This window comes from Scandinavium sp. UTDF21-P1B (genome assembly GCF_040750395.1).
In the GTDB taxonomy this organism is placed as follows: domain Bacteria; phylum Pseudomonadota; class Gammaproteobacteria; order Enterobacterales; family Enterobacteriaceae; genus Scandinavium.
Genome location: NZ_JBFLVD010000045.1, coordinates 1 through 19,486 on the forward strand (window position 1 = coordinate 1; position 19,486 = coordinate 19,486).

Genomic DNA, 19,486 nt, shown 5'->3' on the forward strand with positions numbered 1-19,486 from the left:
TGGAGGCGCATTATAGGGAGTTCTGAAGGTGCCGCAACACCTAAATGACATAAAAATGACTGACTGCTGCATTCCACAGCAAAACCCCGCCTTATACCCATTTACACACAGAGTTATCCACAAATCTTTAAAAGACCAAAATTGTGCGAGCGTTGCGCAAACGTTTTCGTTACAATGCCAGCGCTAAAACAAGGATGCCCCGTAAGGGGCGTTAGCTGAGTTTTTTCAGTAAAAATTCAGCTAACGCTCTCTGTAATTGTCAAATCCAGGGGATTTACCATGCAACAACGTCGTCCAGTCCGCCGTGCTTTACTCAGCGTTTCTGATAAAGCCGGTATCGTCGAATTCGCACAGGCACTTTCTGCACGTGGTGTAGAGCTGCTTTCAACTGGCGGAACCGCTCGCCTGTTAGCAGAAGAAGGCTTGCCCGTTACTGAAGTTTCCGATTACACCGGTTTTCCGGAAATGATGGATGGACGCGTTAAGACACTGCACCCGAAAGTGCACGGTGGGATCCTCGGTCGCCGCGGCCAGGATGACGGGATCATGGCTCAACATGGGATCGCACCGATCGATATGGTTGTCGTCAACCTTTACCCGTTTGCACAAACCGTCGCGCGTGAAGGTTGCTCTCTGGAAGATGCCGTTGAAAATATCGATATCGGCGGCCCGACCATGGTGCGCTCTGCGGCCAAGAACCATAAAGATGTGGCGATCGTGGTTAAGAGCAGCGATTACCCTTCTATTATTAGCGAGCTGGATGCTAACGAAGGTTCACTCACCCTCGACACCCGCTTCGACCTGGCAATTAAAGCGTTCGAACACACCGCCGCCTACGACAGCATGATCGCCAACTACTTTGGCAGCCTCGTTCCGGCTTATCACGGTGAAACCAAAGAACCTGCCGGTCGCTTCCCACGAACCCTGAATCTGAACTTCATTAAGAAGCAGGATATGCGCTACGGCGAAAATAGCCACCAGCAGGCTGCCTTCTATATAGAAGAGAACGTGCAGGAAGCTTCCGTGGCCACCGCACAGCAGGTTCAGGGTAAAGCACTTTCCTATAACAACATAGCTGATACCGATGCAGCACTTGAGTGCGTCAAAGAGTTCAGCGAACCGGCCTGCGTCATCGTCAAGCACGCTAACCCTTGCGGCGTGGCTGTCAGCAACACGATTCTCGATGCCTACGATCGTGCTTACAAAACCGATCCAACCTCTGCTTTCGGCGGGATCATCGCCTTCAACCGCGAACTGGATGCCGAAACCGCACAAGCGATCGTTTCTCGCCAGTTTGTTGAAGTCATTATTGCACCGTCGGCTTCTGAAGAAGCGTTGAAGATCACCGCTACCAAGCAGAACGTCCGCGTGCTGACCTGCGGCCAATGGGATGCTCGTGTTGCGGGCCTCGACTTCAAACGCGTAAACGGCGGCCTGCTGGTTCAGGACCGCGATTTGGGCATGGTCACTTCCGGCGAACTGCGCGTTGTCAGCCAGCGCCAGCCAACGGAGCAGGAACTGCGTGATGCACTGTTCTGTTGGAAAGTGGCGAAATTCGTGAAATCGAACGCCATCGTGTATGCCAAAGAGAACATGACTATTGGCATAGGTGCAGGCCAGATGAGCCGCGTGTATTCCGCCAAAATCGCTGGTATCAAAGCCGCTGACGAAGGTCTGGAAGTAAAAGGTTCGGCGATGGCATCAGACGCCTTCTTCCCGTTCCGCGATGGTATTGATGCCGCAGCTGCCGTCGGCGTGACCTGCGTGATTCAGCCTGGCGGCTCCATTCGCGATGAAGAAGTCATTGCCGCAGCCGACGAGCACGGCATTGCCATGATCTTCACCGACATGCGCCACTTCCGCCATTAATTCCGGAGCTTAGAATGAAAGTTTTAGTGATTGGTAACGGCGGGCGCGAGCACGCGCTGGCCTGGAAAGCGGCCCAGTCGCCGCTGGTTGATACGGTATTTGTTGCTCCGGGCAACGCGGGAACGGCGCTTGAGCCGACGCTGCAAAACGTCGCTATCAGCGCAACCGACATTCCTGCGCTGCTCAACTTCGCCAAAAGTGAAGACATTGGCCTGACCATCGTTGGGCCAGAAGCACCACTGGTGATTGGCGTGGTGGATGCCTTCCGCGAAGCGGGCCTGACCATATTCGGTCCGACTCAGGGTGCGGCACAACTCGAAGGATCCAAGGCCTTCACTAAGGATTTTCTGGCGCGCCATAATATCCCAACCGCCTGGTATCAGAATTTTACCGAAGTCGAACCTGCACTGGCTTATCTGCGCGAAAAAGGCGCACCGATTGTTATTAAAGCCGACGGTCTGGCTGCGGGTAAAGGCGTGATTGTCGCGATGACGCTCGAAGAAGCCGAAGCCGCCGTGCACGACATGCTGGCGGGTAACGCCTTTGGCGACGCAGGCCACCGTATCGTGATTGAAGAGTTTCTTGAAGGGGAAGAGGCCAGCTTTATCGTCATGGTTGACGGCGAAAACGTGCTGCCGATGGCCACCAGCCAGGATCACAAGCGCGTGGGCGATGGCGATACCGGCCCAAACACCGGCGGCATGGGCGCGTATTCTCCTGCTCCAGTCGTCACCGACGAAGTCCATCAACGCACCATGGATCGCGTCATTTGGCCAACCGTTCGCGGGATGGCGGCAGAAGGTAATACCTATACCGGCTTCCTGTATGCCGGATTGATGATCGACAAAGCGGGCAATCCGAAGGTTATCGAGTTTAACTGCCGCTTTGGCGATCCGGAAACTCAGCCGATCATGCTGCGCCTGCAGTCTGACCTTGTGGAACTCTGCCTTGCGGCCTGCGAAGGCAAGCTTGACGAGAAAACCTCCCGCTGGGATCCGCGTCCGTCTCTGGGCGTGGTGATGGCCGCCGGCGGCTATCCGGGAAGCTACAACACCGGAGATGAAATCCACGGCCTGCCGCTGGAAGAAGTAGAGAACGGGAAAGTGTTCCAGGCCGGGACAACGCTCTCCGAAGACGATCGCGTACTGACCAACGGTGGCCGCGTACTGTGCGTGACGGCGCTGGGTGAAACGGTAGCCGAAGCGCAGAAACGCGCGTATGCCTTAATGGCCGATATTCACTGGCATGGCAGCTTCAGCCGAAACGATATTGGTTATCGCGCGATTGCGCGTGAGCAAGGGAAGTAATTCGTCATTGCCCGGCGGCGCGATGCTTGCCGGGCCTGGGCTTTTCTGTCCGTTAAAAGGTTTTCTCTTTCGGCTGCCAGGTGCAGAAATCTTCATTTGCCACCAATAGCAGCTGTGACCCTTCCGGCGCTTCCAGCCACGCCACGCTGACTTCTACCGAAGAGTGATTCTGACGTCGTTCGATGTGATTAATCGCGCGAGCTTCTAAATCGGGCTTCATCGTCTCGCCTTCACAGGTCGTTACGGTATGATTTGCATGCCAGCGTCCCTGTCGCAGCACCACACGCCCCTGACGCAGCGCATCGCTGGTCTGACGGATTTGCTGCGCCTGATAGCGGTACAGCGCTATCTGGTCGTTAGAGAGCTGCTGCTTCTGTCCGTCGACTTCACGCTGCATAAAGCTGAGCTCGCCATGGTCATCAAAACGCACGCGAACGTGTTCTGGCGGTTTACCGTAGATATTGAGTTCAATCAGAGAAAGCGTGTCGCCCTGCCAGCGGTATTCGCTGGTTGAGGTGTTCCCGCTGCGCCACGGGCTGAAGGCCGCAAGCAGGTGAGTTTCGTTATCGGAATCTTTGCGCCAGATGCGCACCGCGCCCTGGTTATCGGCATAGCCGCTGGCGGTAAAAGGGGGTAATGCAGAGTTGTGGCTACAGGCGGTGAGCAACAGCACACCGGCCAGCGCCAGCGAACGGCGCCAGACGGACAAAAGGGGCGAAACCGCCCCTTCGATAAAACTGTTCACCGGCACGCGGTCTTACTTAACGGCGTCTTTCAGTGCTTTACCAGAAACAAAAGCCGGCACGTTAGCTGCGGCGATTTTGATTTCTTTACCGGTCTGCGGGTTGCGGCCAGTACGCTCAGCGCGGTGGTTCACTTTGAAGGTACCGAAACCAACCAGTTGTACAGCATCACCTTCTTTCAGAGACTCAGTAATTGCAGCCAGAGTAGATTCCAGGGCAGATTTAGCCTGTGCTTTAGACAGGTCAGCCTTGTCCGCAATTACATCAATCAGTTGAGTCTTGTTCATATGTTATCCTTACAATGTGTTTATCGCTTGCTAAGCATCGAGTGCGACGGAAATGCCTGAAAAGCACTCTCCTGCATACACGCACCGATAGCCACTTTTTTTCGCCTTCCAAATGTAGACCAGACGGGGGGCAGATGTGAAGCCTTCAGGCACGACAATTCGGACTGAATATCACGTTTTGTGGCTTCATTGCTGAAAATTTATACCGATATTGCTCTCGCCCGCCTCGCGGAGGTCTGCCCGCAGCCCTTTTATTAGTTCAATATCGCGTTCTTCACAGTCGGCCAGAAGTCGGAATATTTCCCATTGGATGTCCCATTCCTGCTCTACCGCTGGGTTCTCTTTCAGCTCTTCATCCGTCATTTCGCGGCCCGCCTGAGTCATTTCCAGCATCGCGACGGTAGTGATGGAGGTCTTGCTGACTTCGATCGCGTGTTCCAGCGTTTCGCCACTCAAACGTGAGTGCATCAGCTCGCTCAGCGCCACGCAGGCGTCAATGGCCGGATAAACGCCGTACATGTCGAAATCTTCCGCGACGGGGATCGCTTCCTCGAACTTCTCAAGCTGGCTGTCGAAGTTGACTTTGGCATCCTTCACCGTCAGCGTTTCCCAAATCAGATCGAGAATACGGCGATAAAGCTGCCCATCAGCAAATTCGGTCTGCTGGCAGAACATAGCGTAGTTCGGATACATACGCTCGCACAGGCAAGCCATAAAGGTCACGTGCTGCCAGCTTTCCAGCTTCTCGAGGCGCAGATGGATCGGGTTTTGTAACATGATGAATTCTCGAATACGTTAATGGGCGGCAGTTTACCTGAATCAGGGCTGAATTGCTTGCCAGCGCAGGAAGGCGGGCCGACGGGATGCCACTGCATCTGCCCAACGGGTGGGTTCCGGCAGACGGTAGCCGCGAGTACAGCGCTGAACCCAGGCCAGTGCGCTGTCCTGACTCACGCGATACCCGGTGGCGATAAACAGCGGGTTACAGCGCGCTTTGCTCCGCCATACCCAGCCGAGCTGCTCCTGCTTGTCGACGAGCGGCGCCAGCGCGCCCGGATCGGGAGAGAGTGGCTCAAACTTGCCGCACAGGCGCTTTTTCGCCACGCCGATAGTCGGCACGTCCACCAGCAGGCCAAAATGGCTGGCGACGCCGAGCCGCCGCGGGTGGGAAATGCCGTGGCCATCGACGAAAAGCAGATCGGGTTTACGGGAAAGCCGCTCCCACGCTGCCAGCAGCGCGGGATATTCGCGGAATGACAGAAAACCGGGGATATAGGGCATGGTGGTGGGAATACGCGCAATCTGGTATTCCACCAGCTCCAGTTCAGGCCAGGTCAGCAACACCATCGCGGCGCGCGTGACTTCGCCGCCCTCTTCGAAGCCGACATCCGCCCCGCCAATCAACGTCGGCGGATCGACCAGAAAGCGATCCTCGCGGATCACCGATGAAGCCAGTGCTTTTTGTTGTTCCCGAAGCTCCGCCAGATCCATGGTATTTCCTTATTGATGATACTGAGCTGACAAACGGTGTACGGCTTCAACAAACGCGCCCGCATGTTCTGGCGGCACATCCTGATGAATACCGTGGCCCAGGTTAAAGACGTGCCCCTCGCCCTGACCGAAACCAGCCAGAATGGTCGCCACTTCTTCCTCAATGCGCGCGGGTTGTGCGTACAGCATAGACGGATCCATGTTGCCCTGAAGCGCCACTTTGTCACCCACGCGACGGCGCGCATCGGCAATATCTGTTGTCCAGTCCAGGCCCAGCGCGTCGCAGCCTGTAGCCGCCATCGCCTCCAGCCACTGCCCGCCGCCTTTGGTAAACAGCGTCACCGGCACGCGGCGTCCTTCGTTTTCACGCAGCAGGCCATCGATAATCTTGTGCATGTAGTAGAGAGAGAACTGCTGGTAGTCACGCCCGGTCAGCACGCCACCCCAGGTGTCGAAAATCATGACCGACTGCGCGCCCGCGCGGATCTGCGCGTTCAGGTACAGCGTGACGCTCTTCGCCAGCTTATCCAGCAGCAGATGCAGCGCCTGCGGATCGGCGTACATCATCTTCTTAATAACGGTGAACGCTTTGCTGCTACCACCTTCGACCATATAAGTTGCCAGCGTCCACGGACTGCCGGAGAAGCCAATCAGCGGGACCTCGCCTTTGAGTTCGCGGCGAATGGTACGCACTGCGTTCATCACGTAGCCCAGCTCCTGTTCCGGATCGGGAACGGGCAGCTTTTCGATATCAGCTTTGGTTTTCAGCACCGAGGTGAAACGCGGGCCTTCACCGGCCTCGAAATAGAGCCCAAGCCCCATTGCGTCGGGAATGGTCAGAATGTCCGAAAAGAGGATCGCCGCATCCAGCGGGTAGCGACGCAGCGGCTGCAGGGTCACTTCACAGGCCAGCTCCGCATTTTTGCACAGTGACATAAAATCCCCCGCCTGCGCACGCGTAGCTTTGTACTCCGGCAAATAGCGGCCTGCCTGTCTCATCATCCAGACAGGTGTAATATCAACAGGCTGGCGCAGCAGCGCACGCAGATAACGATCGTTTTTCAGTTCGGTCATATTTGCAGTTCCTTTATGCATTATGCGGGGAGTGTACCATCACTCGTCATCTGCCCGACACATCGCCACGGTGTCTTCAATCAAACGCCGCGCCACGGTGCCCGGCGGCGGAAGCAGCGGCAGGTTATCGTAGCGATACCAGTTAGCGTCCAGTAATTCTTTCGGATCGATGACAATCTCTCCGCTGTCATAATCTGCCATAAACGCGGTCATCAGCGACTGGGGGAAAGGCCATGGCTGTGAGGTGATGTAACGAAGGTTTTTTACGCGGATGCCGCTCTCCTCCATCACTTCGCGGGCCACCGCCTGCTCCAGCGTTTCGCCCACTTCAACAAAACCTGCCAGCACGGTATGCACGCCGTTGCGATGGCGGGTATGCTGTGCCAGCAGGATGGAGTCATCACGCCGAATGGCGACGATAATGCACGGTGCGATTTGCGGGTAATAGCGTTCGCGGCAATGGCTGCACAGCATTGCCCATTCGGTTTTGCTCGGATGCATGGTGTGGCCGCAATAGCCGCAGAATTTATGCGAACGGTAAAACTCCGCCAGTTGGACGCCACGCCCGGCTAGCTGGAACAGGCCGACGTCCTGATCCAGGACCTGGCGAACCGTGCCCATCTCCTGGCAGCGCGCCTGTTGAACCAGCCAGACGGGAGCGCCTTCCCACTCACCAATTTGCATGGCTGGCAGGCCGACAAGATCGAAATTCTCTGCCGTCCCACACGGTATTTCTCCACCGGGCAGCCATAATTTCTGTTCGTGACTGACTATCCACCAACCGCTGTCTAATTTTTCAATAATACGATCCATATCTATTGCACTACCTTCGCTTCACTGGCACTTTGTTAACAGTGTTTTTACATTTTTGGGTGAGCCGTTTTTACTCTTTTAAAGTCGGAGTCCATCATGCTAAACCAGTTAGAAAGCCTGACAGAGCGCGTTGGCGGCAGCCATCATCTTGTCGATCAGTGGCTACAGGTGCGTAAGCAGTTGATCGTCGCCTATTACAATCTGGTTGGCATTAAGCCTGGCAAAGGATCGTATATGCGCCTCAACGAAAAAGCCCTCGACGATTTTTGCCAGCGTCTGGTGGATTATCTCTCCGCCGGTCACTTCAGTATTTATGAACGCATTGTCGGCGAATTGGAAGGCGAAAACCCACTTTTGGCGGCAACAAAGCTCTATCCGCAGCTTGAAGGCAACACCCAGCAGATCATGGATTTGTATGATTCCAGCCTGGAAACCGCCATCGACGATGATAACTGCATGGAGTTTCAACAGGCGTTATCCGCCCTTGGCGAAGCGCTGGCCGCGCGCTTTACGCTGGAAGACAGCCTGATTGCGCTGGCGCTGGACAGCAAATTTAACGGCGGCGCGAACGACGAAAATCAGATCGCGCGTCCGGCTTGAGTTCTTAAGCGTTAACGAGTAATTTACAACCTTCACCTCGCCTGCGGGCGGGGTTTTATCTTGTCGGAGTGCCCATTTGGGCTGAGACCGTTAATTCGGGATCCGCGGAACCTGATCAGGCTAATACCTGCGAAGGGAACAAGAGTCAACCTGCTGTTACATCGCCATAAAGGCGATGTCTCCTCTTGCTTCATCCGTCGTCTGACAAGCCATATCCTTACTTTACTGGAATGTGCTATGTCTACTACCAAACTGACCCGCCGCGAACAGCGTGCACAGGCTCAACGCTTTATCGACACGCTGGAAGGCACCGCGTTTCCTAACTCACAGCGTATCTATCTTCAGGGCTCGCAGGACGATATTCGCGTCCCAATGCGCGAAATTCAGCTAAGCCCAACGCTCATCGGCGGCACCAAAGAGAATCCACAGTTCGAACAAAACGAAGCTGTGCCGGTGTACGACACCTCCGGCCCGTATGGCGAGCCGTCGATAAAAATTAACGTCCAGCTCGGCCTGGAAAAGCTACGCCAGCCATGGATTGACGCCCGCAACGACAGCGAACCGCTGGATGAGAGAAGCTCAGCGTACACCAAAGAGCGCCTGGCCGACGACGGCCTCGACGAGCTGCGCTTCAGCGGATTGTTAAAGCCCAAACGCGCTAAGTCCGGTAAATGCGTGACCCAGCTGCACTACGCCCGCCAGGGCATCGTGACGCCGGAAATGGAGTTCATCGCCATTCGCGAAAACATGGGGCGTGAGCGGATTCGCGGTGAAGTCTTACGCCACCAGCATCCGGGAGAAGGTTTCGGCGCGCGTTTGCCGGAAAATATCACCCCGGAATTTGTGCGCGATGAAGTGGCCGCCGGCCGCGCCATCATCCCGGCAAACATCAACCACCCGGAATCCGAGCCGATGATCATTGGCCGCAATTTCCTCGTCAAGGTGAACGCCAACATCGGCAACTCGGCGGTGACCTCCTCCATCGAAGAGGAAGTGGAGAAGCTGGTGTGGTCAACGCGCTGGGGCGCGGATACGGTGATGGACTTATCAACGGGGCGCTACATCCACGAAACCCGCGAGTGGATCCTGCGCAACAGCCCGGTTCCGATCGGCACCGTGCCGATCTATCAGGCGCTGGAGAAGGTTAACGGGATCGCCGAAGATCTGACGTGGGAAGCCTTCCGGGATACTTTACTGGAACAAGCCGAACAGGGCGTCGACTACTTCACCATTCACGCTGGCGTGCTGCTGCGCTACGTGCCGATGACGGCCAAACGCCTGACGGGCATTGTTTCCCGCGGCGGCTCCATTATAGCGAAGTGGTGCCTGTCGCATCATCAGGAAAACTTCCTTTATCAGCACTTCCGCGAGATCTGCGAAATCTGCGCCGCCTACGACGTTTCCCTCTCTCTTGGCGACGGACTGCGTCCGGGCTCGATTCAGGATGCCAATGACGAAGCGCAGTTTGCCGAACTGCACACGCTCGGCGAGCTGACCAAAATTGCCTGGGAGTACGACGTGCAGGTGATGATTGAAGGTCCGGGCCATGTGCCGATGCAGATGATTCGCCGCAACATGACCGAAGAACTGGAGCACTGCCACGAAGCACCGTTCTACACGCTTGGGCCGCTGACCACGGATATCGCACCGGGTTATGACCACTTCACTTCCGGCATTGGCGCGGCAATGATCGGCTGGTTTGGCTGCGCGATGCTCTGCTACGTTACGCCAAAAGAGCATCTCGGCCTGCCGAATAAAGAAGACGTTAAGCAAGGGCTTATCACCTATAAGATTGCCGCCCACGCCGCGGATCTGGCAAAAGGTCATCCCGGAGCGCAAATCCGTGATAACGCTATGTCAAAAGCACGCTTTGAATTCCGCTGGGAAGATCAGTTCAACCTGGCGCTCGACCCCTTCACCGCCCGCGCATATCACGATGAAACCCTGCCGCAGGAATCCGGAAAAGTAGCCCACTTCTGCTCAATGTGCGGCCCCAAATTCTGCTCGATGAAAATCTCTCAGGAAGTCCGCGACTACGCGGCGGCACAGACCATTGAAGTCGGCATGGCGGATATGTCAGAGAACTTCCGCGCCAAAGGCGGCGAAATCTATCTGCGCAAGGAGGAAGCCTGATGTATCAGCCCGATTTCCCGACGGTGCCACACCGTCTCGGCCTTTACCCGGTGGTCGATAGCGTGGAGTGGATCAAACGCCTGCTTGAAGCAGGTGTACGCACTCTTCAGCTACGTATTAAAGATAAGCGCGATGAGGAAGTGGAGGCGGACGTTATCGCCGCCATCGCTTTGGGCCGTCGCTATCGCGCCCGGTTGTTTATCAACGATTACTGGCGGCTGGCGATTAAGCATAAGGCCTACGGCGTGCATCTGGGCCAGGAGGATCTGGAAGTGACGGATCTGGACGCCATTCGTCAGGCTGGCCTGCGGCTGGGTGTTTCCACCCATGATGATATGGAGATAGACGTAGCGCTGGCTGTACGGCCGTCTTATATCGCCCTCGGCCACGTTTTTCCAACGCAAACCAAGCAGATGCCATCAGCTCCGCAGGGGCTGACGCAGCTTGCCGCACATGTTGAGCGACTGAAAGATTACCCGACGGTAGCCATTGGCGGCATCAGCCTTGCGCGCGCGCCGTCCGTTCTGGCAACGGGGGTTGGGAGCATTGCAGTGGTCAGCGCGATAACCGAAGCGCCGGACTGGCAAATCGCCACGGCTCAGCTGCTTGAGATGGCGGGAGCGGGCGATGAACAATCGTGACTTTATGCGCTACAGCCGCCAGATCCTGCTGGAGGATATTGCCGTCGACGGCCAGCAGAAGCTGCTCGCCAGCCGGGTGCTGATCGTTGGGCTGGGAGGTTTAGGCGCGCCTGCAGCGCTGTATCTCGCGGGCGCAGGAATCGGCACGCTGGTGCTGGCAGACGATGACCACGTGCATATCAGCAATTTGCAGCGCCAGATCCTGTTCAGCGTTGACGATATTGATCGGCCGAAAGCGGAGATAACGAAGCAGCGGCTGGCTCAGCTCAATCCGGATATTCAGCTGATCGCACTAAACCAGCACCTCGAAGGCGAGGGGCTTCATAAGCAAGTCGTGCAGGCCGATGTGGTACTCGACTGTACCGACACGATGGCGAGTCGTCAGGCCATAAATGCCGCCTGCGTGAAGCACGGCACGCCGCTGATAACCGCCAGTGCCGTCGGCTTCGGCGGACAGCTGATGACCATTGCACCACCCTTCACCCATGGCTGCTACCGCTGTCTCTGGCCTGATGAACGGGAGCCAGAGCGCAACTGCCGCACCGCGGGGATCGTGGGCCCGGTCGTCGGCGTGATGGGCACGCTGCAGGCGCTGGAAGCCATCAAGCTGCTGAGTGGCATGAGCGTCGCACAGGATTCACTGCGCCTGTTCGACGCCCGTTCCGGTAACTGGCGCACATTAATCAGAACACGCGTGCCCGGTTGCGCCGTCTGCGGAGGGAGCCATGCAGATCCTCGTTAATGATGAGCGCGTTGATTGCGAAGCGGGAGAACCTTTGGCCGCGCTGCTTTCCCGGCTCGGCTGGGCTCAGCCCGGCGTCGCGCTGGCGCTTAATCAGCAGATAGTGCCCCAGGCTCAATGGGCAGATACCCTTTTACAGGATGGCGATAGTCTCCTGGTTTTTCAGGCGATTGCCGGAGGCTGACATGCTACGTATTGCCGACAAAACATTTGAATCACACCTGTTCACGGGCACGGGAAAATTTTCCTCACCGGAACTGATGGTCGACGCCATCAAGGCTTCGGGTAGCCAGCTGGTCACGCTGGCGATGAAGCGCATCGATTTACGCCAGCGCAATGATGCCCTGCTCCAGCCACTGCTTGCGGCGGGCGTATCACTGCTGCCCAACACGTCTGGTGCAAAAACGGCGGAAGAAGCGGCGTTTGCCGCCAGGCTTGCGCGGGAAGCGCTCGGCACGCACTGGGTCAAACTGGAAATTCACCCTGACGCACGCTGGCTGCTGCCCGATCCGATTGAAACGCTCAAGGCCGCAGAGCTGCTGGTAAAAGAAGGGTTTGTGGTGCTGCCTTACTGCGGCGCAGACCCGGTTCTCTGCAAGAGGCTGGAAGAAGTGGGCTGTGCGGCGGTGATGCCGCTCGGTGCTCCTATCGGCTCTAATCAGGGCCTGGAAACTCGCGCCATGCTGGAGATCATCATCACGCAGGCAACGGTACCCGTTGTCGTGGATGCCGGAATTGGCGTCCCGAGCCACGCCGCACAGGCCCTGGAAATGGGCGCCGATGCGGTGCTGGTCAATACCGCAATTGCGGTCGCAGATTCTCCCGTCAACATGGCCCGTGCCTTTTGCCTTGCCGTTGAGGCCGGGGTTCTGGCCCGCCGGGCAGGCCCTGGAGCGACAAGCAAACAGGCACAAGCCACCAGCCCGCTAACCGGTTTCCTGGAGGTGCTGTGATGGCTGTTTTCACGGAACGCTGGCAGCAACTGAACTGGGACGATATACGCCTGCGGATCCACAGCAAAACCGCAGCCGATGTGGAGCGGGCGCTGGAGGCGCCATCGCTTAGCCGCGATGATTTCATGGCATTAATTTCGCCCGCCGCAGATGCCTTTCTGGAGCCGCTGGCGCAGCGGGCACAGCAGCTGACCCGCCAGCGCTTCGGACATACGGTCAGCTTCTACGTCCCGCTGTATCTCTCTAACCTTTGTGCGAACGACTGCACCTATTGCGGCTTTTCCATGAGCAACCGCATCCGGCGTAAAACGCTGGATGCCCGGGAAATCCAGCAGGAGTGCGAGGCCATTCGGGCACTCGGGTTTGAACATCTGCTGCTGGTCACCGGCGAGCATCAGAGCAAAGTGGGCATGGACTACTTTCGTCGTCATCTGCCCGCTATTCGTCGCCAGTTTTCCTCACTACAGATGGAAGTTCAGCCTCTTTCGCAGGCCGACTATGCAGAACTGAAAGCGCTCGGCCTTGATGGCGTGATGGTTTACCAGGAGACATACCATCAGGCGATGTACGCCCGGCACCATCTGAAAGGCAACAAGCAGGATTTCATCTGGCGGCTGGAGACGCCGGACAGGCTGGGAAAAGCGGGTATCGATAAAATTGGCCTCGGTGCGCTGAGCGGGCTTTCCGACAGCTGGCGTGTTGACAGCTATATGGTTGCGGAACATTTACTGTGGCTGCAAAAGCATTACTGGCAAAGCCGGTTTTCCATTTCGTTCCCACGCCTGCGGCCGTGTGCAGGCGGCGTGGAGCCCGCATCGATCATGGATGAGCGCCAGCTCGTGCAAACGATCTGCGCCTTCAGACTGCTGTCGCCTGAAAGCGAACTGTCGCTGTCGACGCGGGAGTCTCCACAGTTTCGCGATCGGGTGATTCCCATTGCGATTAACAACGTCAGCGCGTTCTCAAAAACACAGCCCGGCGGCTACGCTGGCGATCGCCCGGAGCTGGAGCAGTTTTCGCCACATGATGCTCGTCGTCCTCAGGAGGTTGCACAGGCTCTCATCGCCAGAGGATTGCAGCCGGTATGGAAAGACTGGGACAGCTGGCTGGGGCGTTCCTCGCAATAATCTGTAAGCGTTACATTTCGGAAAAGAAAGGGCTGAAAGGTGCTCGCAAAGCCGGGCACTGTCCATTGTTGGGGATCGTGATTTTCCCTACGCTACTCAGGTCAGCACGGAGCGCTGACCAGGGCGGCGGTTTCTTCCTCTCCCGCCCTGCCTTCTGCCCTTGCAGAAGCAATGATACTCGCGACAGGACTGTATTGATGGCGGATGTCAGCACGCGACATCCTCGCGTCTCATCCATTTCTATCGCCTATACCGAAGGCCATTACCTGCACGCGCCATGAGCCTTTACCGCTACGGCGGCGAAGATAGCGGCGGCTTTGGTGAATGGCACACGGAGCCATTAGAACAGCTTGTCGCCAGCGTGCATGGTGCGCTCTATCAGGCCAAACAGAAGGGTAAAAACCAGATAGTGCGTGCAGGCAGTAAATGATCGCTTCCGTCGCTTTTAGCCCGCCAGCACGGGCTTTTTTGTCCTGCCGAGTAAAACTGTAACCGGTTTCATTTTTTTGCGGCTATCTTTGTGATGCCTTACACACAATCGCGGTAAAGCGGTTGTTGAATCCGACGTCACGCGATAAAGATTAGGCATCAAGGACCATGAGGGCTAGTTATGAAGAACATCGTTTTATGCTGTGCAGCAGGCATGTCCACCAGCATGCTGGTTCAACGTATGAAAGACGCTGCTCAGAAGAAAGGCGTCGAAGTCACTATCAAGGCAGTCCCTGTCGCAGAATTCAAAGACAACATTGATGCCGCAGATATCGTGCTGCTGGGGCCGCAGGTGAAGTATGAGCTGTCGAAACTCCAGGCGCAGGCCGAGCCGCTGGGCAAAAAAGTCGCGGTTATCGATATGATGGATTACGGCATGATGAAAGGTGATGTCGTTCTTGAGAAAGCCCTCAAGCTGATGGAGTGAGACGTGGAAGATTTAGAATCAATTATCATGGAGCTGCTGGTTAACGCCGGCGCCGCACGCAGTTCTGCTTTAACCGCACTGCAACTCGCTCGTAAAGGTGACTTCGCTGCGGCGGAGCAGTCGATGGCAGAGTCGCGCGAATTTGTGAAACATGCGCACACTATTCAGACCCAGCTGATCGGTCTTGACGAAGGCACAGGCAAACTGCCGGTCAATCTGATTACCGTTCACTCCCAGGATCACCTGATGAACGCGATGGTCATTCAGGATCTGGCGGGCGATATGATCGAACTGTATCGTCGTTTGCCGCTGGTAAACTAAAAAAACGCTATCTCAGTCATACGAATGCCCGCTAAACGCGGGCATTTTTGTTTTCCGGCCGAACAACAGATATAAAAAAACCCGCCGAAGCGGGTTTTTAATGTCGAGTGGCACTTTGCTTACCCGACTTACGGTCTGCCCAGGCCCGGCAAGGTATGCCGCCGGGCACTCAACGATTACTCGTTGTCGGAACCGCCCAGGCCTGCGTTCAGCAGCTCTGCCAGGCTTGCAGAAGCATCTTCTGCAGTCACCTGTGGAGCGGCTGGCGCTTCACCCGCCGCGCGGCGACGGATACGATCCTGGTGGTACGCATAACCGGTACCGGCTGGGATCAGACGACCCACGATGACGTTCTCTTTCAGACCGCGCAGTTCGTCGCGTTTGCCCGCAACGGCTGCTTCAGTCAGAACGCGAGTGGTCTCCTGGAACGATGCCGCAGAGATAAACGACTCGGTTGCCAGAGACGCTTTGGTGATACCCAGCAGATCGCGTGCGTAGGTTGCACTGATTTTGCCTTCCGCTTCCAGCTCGCGGTTTGCGATCTTGACGCGGGAGTATTCCACCTGCTCGCCTTCGAGGAAGTCGGAGCTGCCTGCGTTCTCGATGGTTGCTTTACGCAGCATCTGACGCACGATAACTTCGATGTGCTTATCGTTAATCTTAACGCCCTGCAGACGGTAAACGTCCTGCACTTCGTTAGTGATGTAACGAGTCACCGCGTGAACACCACGCAGACGCAGAATGTCATGTGGCGCTTCCGGGCCATCGGACACTACGTCACCGCGTTCTACGCGCTCACCTTCGAACACGTTGAGCTGACGCCATTTTGGAATCATCTCTTCGTACGGATCGCTACCGTCAACCGGCGTGATCACCAGACGGCGTTTACCTTTGGTCTCTTTACCGAAGGAAATGATGCCGCTGATTTCCGCCAGGATTGCTGGCTCTTTCGGACGACGTGCTTCGAACAGATCCGCAACGCGTGGCAGACCACCGGTAATATCCTTGGTACCGCCGGATTCCTGAGGAATACGCGCCAGGGTGTCACCGGAGCTGATCTGTACGCCATCATCCAGCTGAACGATCGCTTTACCTGGCAGGAAGTACTGAGCCGGCATATCGGTGCCTGGGATCAGAACGTCGTCGCCTTTAGCATCAACGATTTTCAGTGCCGGACGCAGGTCTTTACCGCCGGTAGTACGCTCTGCAGAATCCAGAACAACCAGGGAAGACAGACCGGTCAGTTCGTCGGTCTGACGAGTAATCGTCTGGCCGTCGATCATGTCGGTGAAGCGAATGAAACCAGACACTTCGGTGATAACCGGCATGGTGTGCGGATCCCAGTTTGCTACGGTTTCACCGCCAGCAACCTGCTCACCGTCGCCTTTCGCCATCACAGCACCGTAAGGCACTTTATAGCTTTCTTTGGTACGGCCGAATTCGTCGATCAGCTTCAGCTCGGTGTTACGAGAGGTCACAACCAGCTTGCCCGCGGAGTTAACAACAGACTTCGCGTTGCTGAGCTTGATGCTACCTTTGTTTTTCACCTGGATGCTGGATTCAGCAGCCGCACGAGATGCCGCACCACCGATGTGGAACGTACGCATCGTCAGCTGTGTACCCGGCTCACCGATGGACTGTGCCGCGATAACGCCGATTGCTTCACCTTTGTTGATGATGTGGCCACGCGCCAGGTCACGACCGTAGCAGTGCGCACATACACCAAAGTCGGTGTCACAGGATACAACGGAGCGCACTTTCACGGAGTCAACGGAGTTGGCTTCGAGCAGGTCACACCAGTGTTCGTGCAGCAGGGTGTTACGTGGAACAAGAATGTCCGCCGTACCCGGCTTCAGAATATCTTCCGCAGTCACACGACCCAGAACGCGATCGCGCAGTGGCTCTTTAACATCACCACCCTCGATAACCGGGGTCATGGTGATACCTTCGAGGGTGCCACAATCGTCTTCGGTAACCACCAGATCCTGTGCAACGTCAACCAGACGACGCGTCAGATAACCGGAGTTCGCCGTTTTCAGTGCGGTATCCGCCAGACCTTTACGAGCACCGTGAGTGGAGATGAAGTACTGGAGTACGTTCAGACCTTCACGGAAGTTCGCGGTGATTGGCGTTTCGATGATGGAGCCATCTGGCTTCGCCATCAGACCACGCATACCTGCCAGCTGACGAATCTGTGCCGCAGAACCACGCGCACCGGAGTCGGCCATCATGTAGATGCTGTTGAAGGAAACCTGCTGCTCTTCTTTACCTTCACGGTTAATGACGGTTTCAGTTTGCAGGTTATCCATCATCGCTTTGGAAACGCGATCGTTGGCCGCAGCCCAGATATCGATAACTTTGTTGTAGCGTTCGCCCGCGGTAACCAGACCAGACTGGAACTGCTCCTGGATCTCAGCCACTTCGGCTTCCGCTTCAGAGATGATCTCGTGTTTCTTCTCCGGGATAACCATGTCGTCGATACCTACGGACGCACCTGAGCGCGCAGCGTATGCAAAGCCGGTGTACATGGTCTGGTCAGCGAAGATAACGGTCGGCTTCAGGCCCAGAATGCGGTAACAGGTGTTCAGCATTTTGGAGATAGCTTTCTTGCCCAGCGCCTGGTTGACGATGGAGAAAGGCAGACCCTTCGGTACGATCATCCACAGGATTGCACGACCAACGGTCGTATCAATCAGGCTGGTTTTCGCCACGAATTCGCCGTTTGCATCTTTTTCGTATTCGGTGATACGCACTTTAACGCGCGCATGCAGAGAGGCCAGGCCAGCGCGGTAGATACGCTCAGCTTCTTTCGGGCCAGTCAGCACCATGCCTTCGCCTTTGGCGTTAACACAGTCACGGGTCATGTAGTACAGACCCAGTACAACGTCCTGAGAAGGAACGATGATTGGCTCGCCGTTCGCTGGGGACAGGATGTTGTTGGTAGACATCATCAGCGCACGCGCTTCGAGCTGGGCTTCCAGCGTCAGCGGTACGTGAACAGCCATCTGGTCACCATCGAAGTCGGCGTTATAGGCCGCACAAACCAGCGGGTGCAGCTGGATAGCTTTACCTTCGATCAGAACCGGTTCAAACGCCTGGATACCTAAACGGTGCAGGGTTGGTGCACGGTTCAGCAGTACCGGGTGTTCGCGGATAACTTCGTCCAGGATATCCCAGACGACAGCTTCTTCGCGCTCAACCATTTTCTTCGCGGCTTTGATGGTGGTGGCCAGGCCACGCAGTTCCAGCTTGCCGTAGATGAACGGTTTGAACAGCTCCAGTGCCATTTTCTTCGGCAGACCGCACTGATGCAGACGCAGGTATGGACCTACGGTGATAACAGAACGACCGGAGTAGTCAACACGCTTACCGAGCAGGTTCTGACGGAAACGACCCTGCTTACCTTTGATCATGTCGGCCAAAGATTTCAGAGGACGTTTGTTAGAACCGGTGATCGCACGACCGCGACGACCGTTATCCAGCAGGGCGTCAACCGCTTCCTGCAGCATACGTTTTTCGTTGCGTACGATGATATCCGGCGCAGCCAGATCCAGCAGGCGTTTCAGACGGTTGTTACGGTTGATAACGCGACGATACAGATCGTTCAGATCCGACGTTGCGAAACGACCACCATCCAGCGGTACCAGCGGACGCAGATCTGGCGGCAGAACCGGCAGAACGGTCAGGATCATCCACTCTGGCTTGTTACCAGACTGAACGAACGCTTCCAGCAGCTTGATACGCTTGGTCAGTTTTTTACGTTTGGTTTCGGAGTTGGTTTCGTTCAGCTCTTCACGCAGCTGCTCGCACTCTTGCTCCAGATCCATGCTCTTCAGCAGGGCCTGAATAGCTTCCGCACCCATCTTCGCATCGAATTCGTCACCAAACTCTTCCAGCGCATCCAGATACTGCTCTTCAGTCAGGATCTGATTACGTTCGAGGTTGGTCATACCGCCTTCGATAACCACATAGGATTCGAAGTACAGCACGCGTTCGATGTCACGCAGTGGCATATCGAGCAGAAGACCGATACGGGACGGCAGTGATTTCAGGAACCAGATGTGGGCAGTTGGAGACGCCAGCTCGATGTGGCCCATGCGCTCACGACGCACTTTGGTCTGGGTCACTTCAACGCCGCACTTCTCACAGATAACACCACGGTGTTTCAGGCGCTTGTACTTACCGCACAGGCACTCGTAATCTTTTACTGGTCCGAAGATACGGGCACAGAAAAGGCCGTCACGCTCAGGCTTGAACGTACGGTAGTTGATGGTTTCCGGCTTTTTAACTTCACCAAAAGACCATGAACGGATCATGTCTGGCGAAGCCAGAGCAATTTTGATCGCATCAAACTCTTCGGTTTTAGTTTGCGCTTTCAGAAACTTTAATAAGTCTTTCACGGATTTGCTCCCGTCGGAGTTAGCACAATCTGGCGCCGGGGATTAGCCCGGCACCAGTGACCTGTTTGA

19 protein-coding genes and 1 riboswitch are annotated in these 19,486 nt (G+C 56.2%); of the genes, 12 read left to right on the top strand and 7 right to left on the bottom strand.

What is annotated here, in order from left to right; genetic code table 11:
• Positions 1-279: 279 nt before the first annotated feature.
• Both purH and purD read left to right on the top strand, forming a co-directional pair.
• Positions 280-1,869 carry a bifunctional phosphoribosylaminoimidazolecarboxamide formyltransferase/IMP cyclohydrolase gene (gene purH, locus AB1287_RS22150; protein ID WP_435619129.1) on the top strand — a complete coding sequence of 530 codons (1,590 nt, stop codon included), beginning with the start codon at positions 280-282 and terminating at the stop codon, positions 1,867-1,869.
• A 14-nt stretch (positions 1,870-1,883) separates the two neighbouring features.
• Positions 1,884-3,176 (top strand): phosphoribosylamine--glycine ligase, encoded by a 1,293-nt coding sequence (gene purD / locus AB1287_RS22155; protein WP_435619130.1) that lies wholly within the window; start codon positions 1,884-1,886, stop codon positions 3,174-3,176.
• A gap of 52 nt (positions 3,177-3,228) precedes the next feature.
• Here the strand turns inward: purD and AB1287_RS22160 are convergent, their stop codons facing one another.
• The 6 genes from AB1287_RS22160 to nudC form a co-directional block, all read right to left on the bottom strand.
• A complete protein-coding gene (locus tag AB1287_RS22160; protein ID WP_312628515.1) occupies positions 3,229-3,921 on the bottom strand; it encodes a DUF1481 domain-containing protein in 693 nt (230 codons plus the stop codon).
• 12 nt (positions 3,922-3,933) lie between these two features.
• A complete protein-coding gene (hupA, locus tag AB1287_RS22165) occupies positions 3,934-4,206 on the bottom strand; it encodes a nucleoid-associated protein HU-alpha (protein ID WP_006816568.1) in 273 nt (90 codons plus the stop codon).
• A gap of 186 nt (positions 4,207-4,392) precedes the next feature.
• Entirely contained in the window at positions 4,393-4,983 is a 591-nt protein-coding gene (locus AB1287_RS22170) for a YjaG family protein (protein WP_312628503.1), read from the bottom strand.
• Positions 4,984-5,025: 42 nt separating this feature from the next.
• On the bottom strand, positions 5,026-5,697 hold the full coding sequence (nfi, locus tag AB1287_RS22175) for a deoxyribonuclease V (protein ID WP_435619131.1): 672 nt from the start codon (positions 5,695-5,697) through the stop codon (positions 5,026-5,028).
• A gap of 9 nt (positions 5,698-5,706) precedes the next feature.
• Positions 5,707-6,771, bottom strand: a complete 1,065-nt coding sequence (hemE, locus tag AB1287_RS22180) for a uroporphyrinogen decarboxylase (RefSeq protein WP_312628500.1) — start codon at positions 6,769-6,771, stop codon at positions 5,707-5,709.
• Positions 6,772-6,810: 39 nt separating this feature from the next.
• A complete protein-coding gene (gene nudC / locus AB1287_RS22185; protein ID WP_435619132.1) occupies positions 6,811-7,584 on the bottom strand; it encodes an NAD(+) diphosphatase in 774 nt (257 codons plus the stop codon).
• 96 nt (positions 7,585-7,680) lie between these two features.
• Here nudC and rsd point away from each other — a divergent pair, with 96 nt between their 5' ends.
• The 10 genes from rsd (at position 7,681) to AB1287_RS22235 (ending at position 15,017) form a co-directional block, all read left to right on the top strand.
• On the top strand, positions 7,681-8,184 hold the full coding sequence (rsd, locus tag AB1287_RS22190) for a sigma D regulator (protein ID WP_312628498.1): 504 nt from the start codon (positions 7,681-7,683) through the stop codon (positions 8,182-8,184).
• A gap of 54 nt (positions 8,185-8,238) precedes the next feature.
• A riboswitch (TPP riboswitch) is annotated at positions 8,239-8,339 on the top strand.
• Between the two features lie 82 nt (positions 8,340-8,421).
• Positions 8,422-10,317: a phosphomethylpyrimidine synthase ThiC gene (gene thiC / locus AB1287_RS22195; protein WP_435619133.1), complete on the top strand. Its 1,896-nt coding sequence runs from the start codon at positions 8,422-8,424 to the stop codon at positions 10,315-10,317.
• Positions 10,317-10,958 (top strand): thiamine phosphate synthase, encoded by a 642-nt coding sequence (gene thiE / locus AB1287_RS22200; RefSeq protein ID WP_435619134.1) that lies wholly within the window; start codon positions 10,317-10,319, stop codon positions 10,956-10,958. Before thiC ends, thiE begins: the two co-directional genes overlap by 1 nt.
• Positions 10,945-11,700, top strand: coding sequence for a ThiF family adenylyltransferase (locus tag AB1287_RS22205; protein ID WP_435619135.1), 756 nt, complete (start codon positions 10,945-10,947; stop codon positions 11,698-11,700). Before thiE ends, AB1287_RS22205 begins: the two co-directional genes overlap by 14 nt.
• Positions 11,684-11,884, top strand: a complete 201-nt coding sequence (gene thiS / locus AB1287_RS22210) for a sulfur carrier protein ThiS (protein WP_435619136.1) — start codon at positions 11,684-11,686, stop codon at positions 11,882-11,884. The genes AB1287_RS22205 and thiS overlap by 17 nt, the downstream gene beginning before the upstream one ends.
• A gap of 1 nt (position 11,885) precedes the next feature.
• Positions 11,886-12,653 carry a thiazole synthase gene (gene thiG / locus AB1287_RS22215; protein ID WP_435619137.1) on the top strand — a complete coding sequence of 256 codons (768 nt, stop codon included), beginning with the start codon at positions 11,886-11,888 and terminating at the stop codon, positions 12,651-12,653.
• Positions 12,653-13,780 (top strand): 2-iminoacetate synthase ThiH, encoded by a 1,128-nt coding sequence (thiH, locus tag AB1287_RS22220; protein WP_435619138.1) that lies wholly within the window; start codon positions 12,653-12,655, stop codon positions 13,778-13,780. Before thiG ends, thiH begins: the two co-directional genes overlap by 1 nt.
• Before the next feature lie 277 nt (positions 13,781-14,057).
• Complete coding sequence (locus AB1287_RS22225) at positions 14,058-14,210, top strand: hypothetical protein (RefSeq protein ID WP_435619141.1); 153 nt, start codon at positions 14,058-14,060, stop codon at positions 14,208-14,210.
• Between the two features lie 180 nt (positions 14,211-14,390).
• Positions 14,391-14,696: a PTS sugar transporter subunit IIB gene (locus AB1287_RS22230; RefSeq protein ID WP_435619139.1), complete on the top strand. Its 306-nt coding sequence runs from the start codon at positions 14,391-14,393 to the stop codon at positions 14,694-14,696.
• Positions 14,697-14,699: 3 nt separating this feature from the next.
• On the top strand, positions 14,700-15,017 hold the full coding sequence (locus AB1287_RS22235; protein ID WP_330985987.1) for a PTS lactose/cellobiose transporter subunit IIA: 318 nt from the start codon (positions 14,700-14,702) through the stop codon (positions 15,015-15,017).
• 176 nt (positions 15,018-15,193) lie between these two features.
• On the opposite strand, the gene rpoC is transcribed toward AB1287_RS22235, so the two are convergent.
• Positions 15,194-19,417 (bottom strand): DNA-directed RNA polymerase subunit beta', encoded by a 4,224-nt coding sequence (rpoC, locus tag AB1287_RS22240; RefSeq protein ID WP_435619140.1) that lies wholly within the window; start codon positions 19,415-19,417, stop codon positions 15,194-15,196.
• Positions 19,418-19,486: the final 69 nt, after the last annotated feature.

What these genes read in the sequence shown, in the direction of transcription:
- thiH (WP_435619138.1), top strand. Translation starts at nt 12,653, where the DNA reads ATGGCTGTTTTCACGGAACGCTGGCAGCAACTGAACTGGGACGATATA.
- thiG (WP_435619137.1), top strand. Translation starts at nt 11,886, where the DNA reads ATGCTACGTATTGCCGACAAAACATTTGAATCACACCTGTTCACGGGC.
- AB1287_RS22170 (WP_312628503.1), bottom strand. Translation starts at nt 4,983, where the DNA reads ATGTTACAAAACCCGATCCATCTGCGCCTCGAGAAGCTGGAAAGCTGG.
- rsd (WP_312628498.1), top strand. Translation starts at nt 7,681, where the DNA reads ATGCTAAACCAGTTAGAAAGCCTGACAGAGCGCGTTGGCGGCAGCCAT.
- AB1287_RS22205 (WP_435619135.1), top strand. Translation starts at nt 10,945, where the DNA reads ATGAACAATCGTGACTTTATGCGCTACAGCCGCCAGATCCTGCTGGAG.
- hupA (WP_006816568.1), bottom strand. Translation starts at nt 4,206, where the DNA reads ATGAACAAGACTCAACTGATTGATGTAATTGCGGACAAGGCTGACCTG.
- nfi (WP_435619131.1), bottom strand. Translation starts at nt 5,697, where the DNA reads ATGGATCTGGCGGAGCTTCGGGAACAACAAAAAGCACTGGCTTCATCG.
- nudC (WP_435619132.1), bottom strand. Translation starts at nt 7,584, where the DNA reads ATGGATCGTATTATTGAAAAATTAGACAGCGGTTGGTGGATAGTCAGT.
- purH (WP_435619129.1), top strand. Translation starts at nt 280, where the DNA reads ATGCAACAACGTCGTCCAGTCCGCCGTGCTTTACTCAGCGTTTCTGAT.
- AB1287_RS22230 (WP_435619139.1), top strand. Translation starts at nt 14,391, where the DNA reads ATGAAGAACATCGTTTTATGCTGTGCAGCAGGCATGTCCACCAGCATG.
- thiC (WP_435619133.1), top strand. Translation starts at nt 8,422, where the DNA reads ATGTCTACTACCAAACTGACCCGCCGCGAACAGCGTGCACAGGCTCAA.
- hemE (WP_312628500.1), bottom strand. Translation starts at nt 6,771, where the DNA reads ATGACCGAACTGAAAAACGATCGTTATCTGCGTGCGCTGCTGCGCCAG.
- thiE (WP_435619134.1), top strand. Translation starts at nt 10,317, where the DNA reads ATGTATCAGCCCGATTTCCCGACGGTGCCACACCGTCTCGGCCTTTAC.
- AB1287_RS22225 (WP_435619141.1), top strand. Translation starts at nt 14,058, where the DNA reads ATGAGCCTTTACCGCTACGGCGGCGAAGATAGCGGCGGCTTTGGTGAA.
- thiS (WP_435619136.1), top strand. Translation starts at nt 11,684, where the DNA reads ATGCAGATCCTCGTTAATGATGAGCGCGTTGATTGCGAAGCGGGAGAA.
- purD (WP_435619130.1), top strand. Translation starts at nt 1,884, where the DNA reads ATGAAAGTTTTAGTGATTGGTAACGGCGGGCGCGAGCACGCGCTGGCC.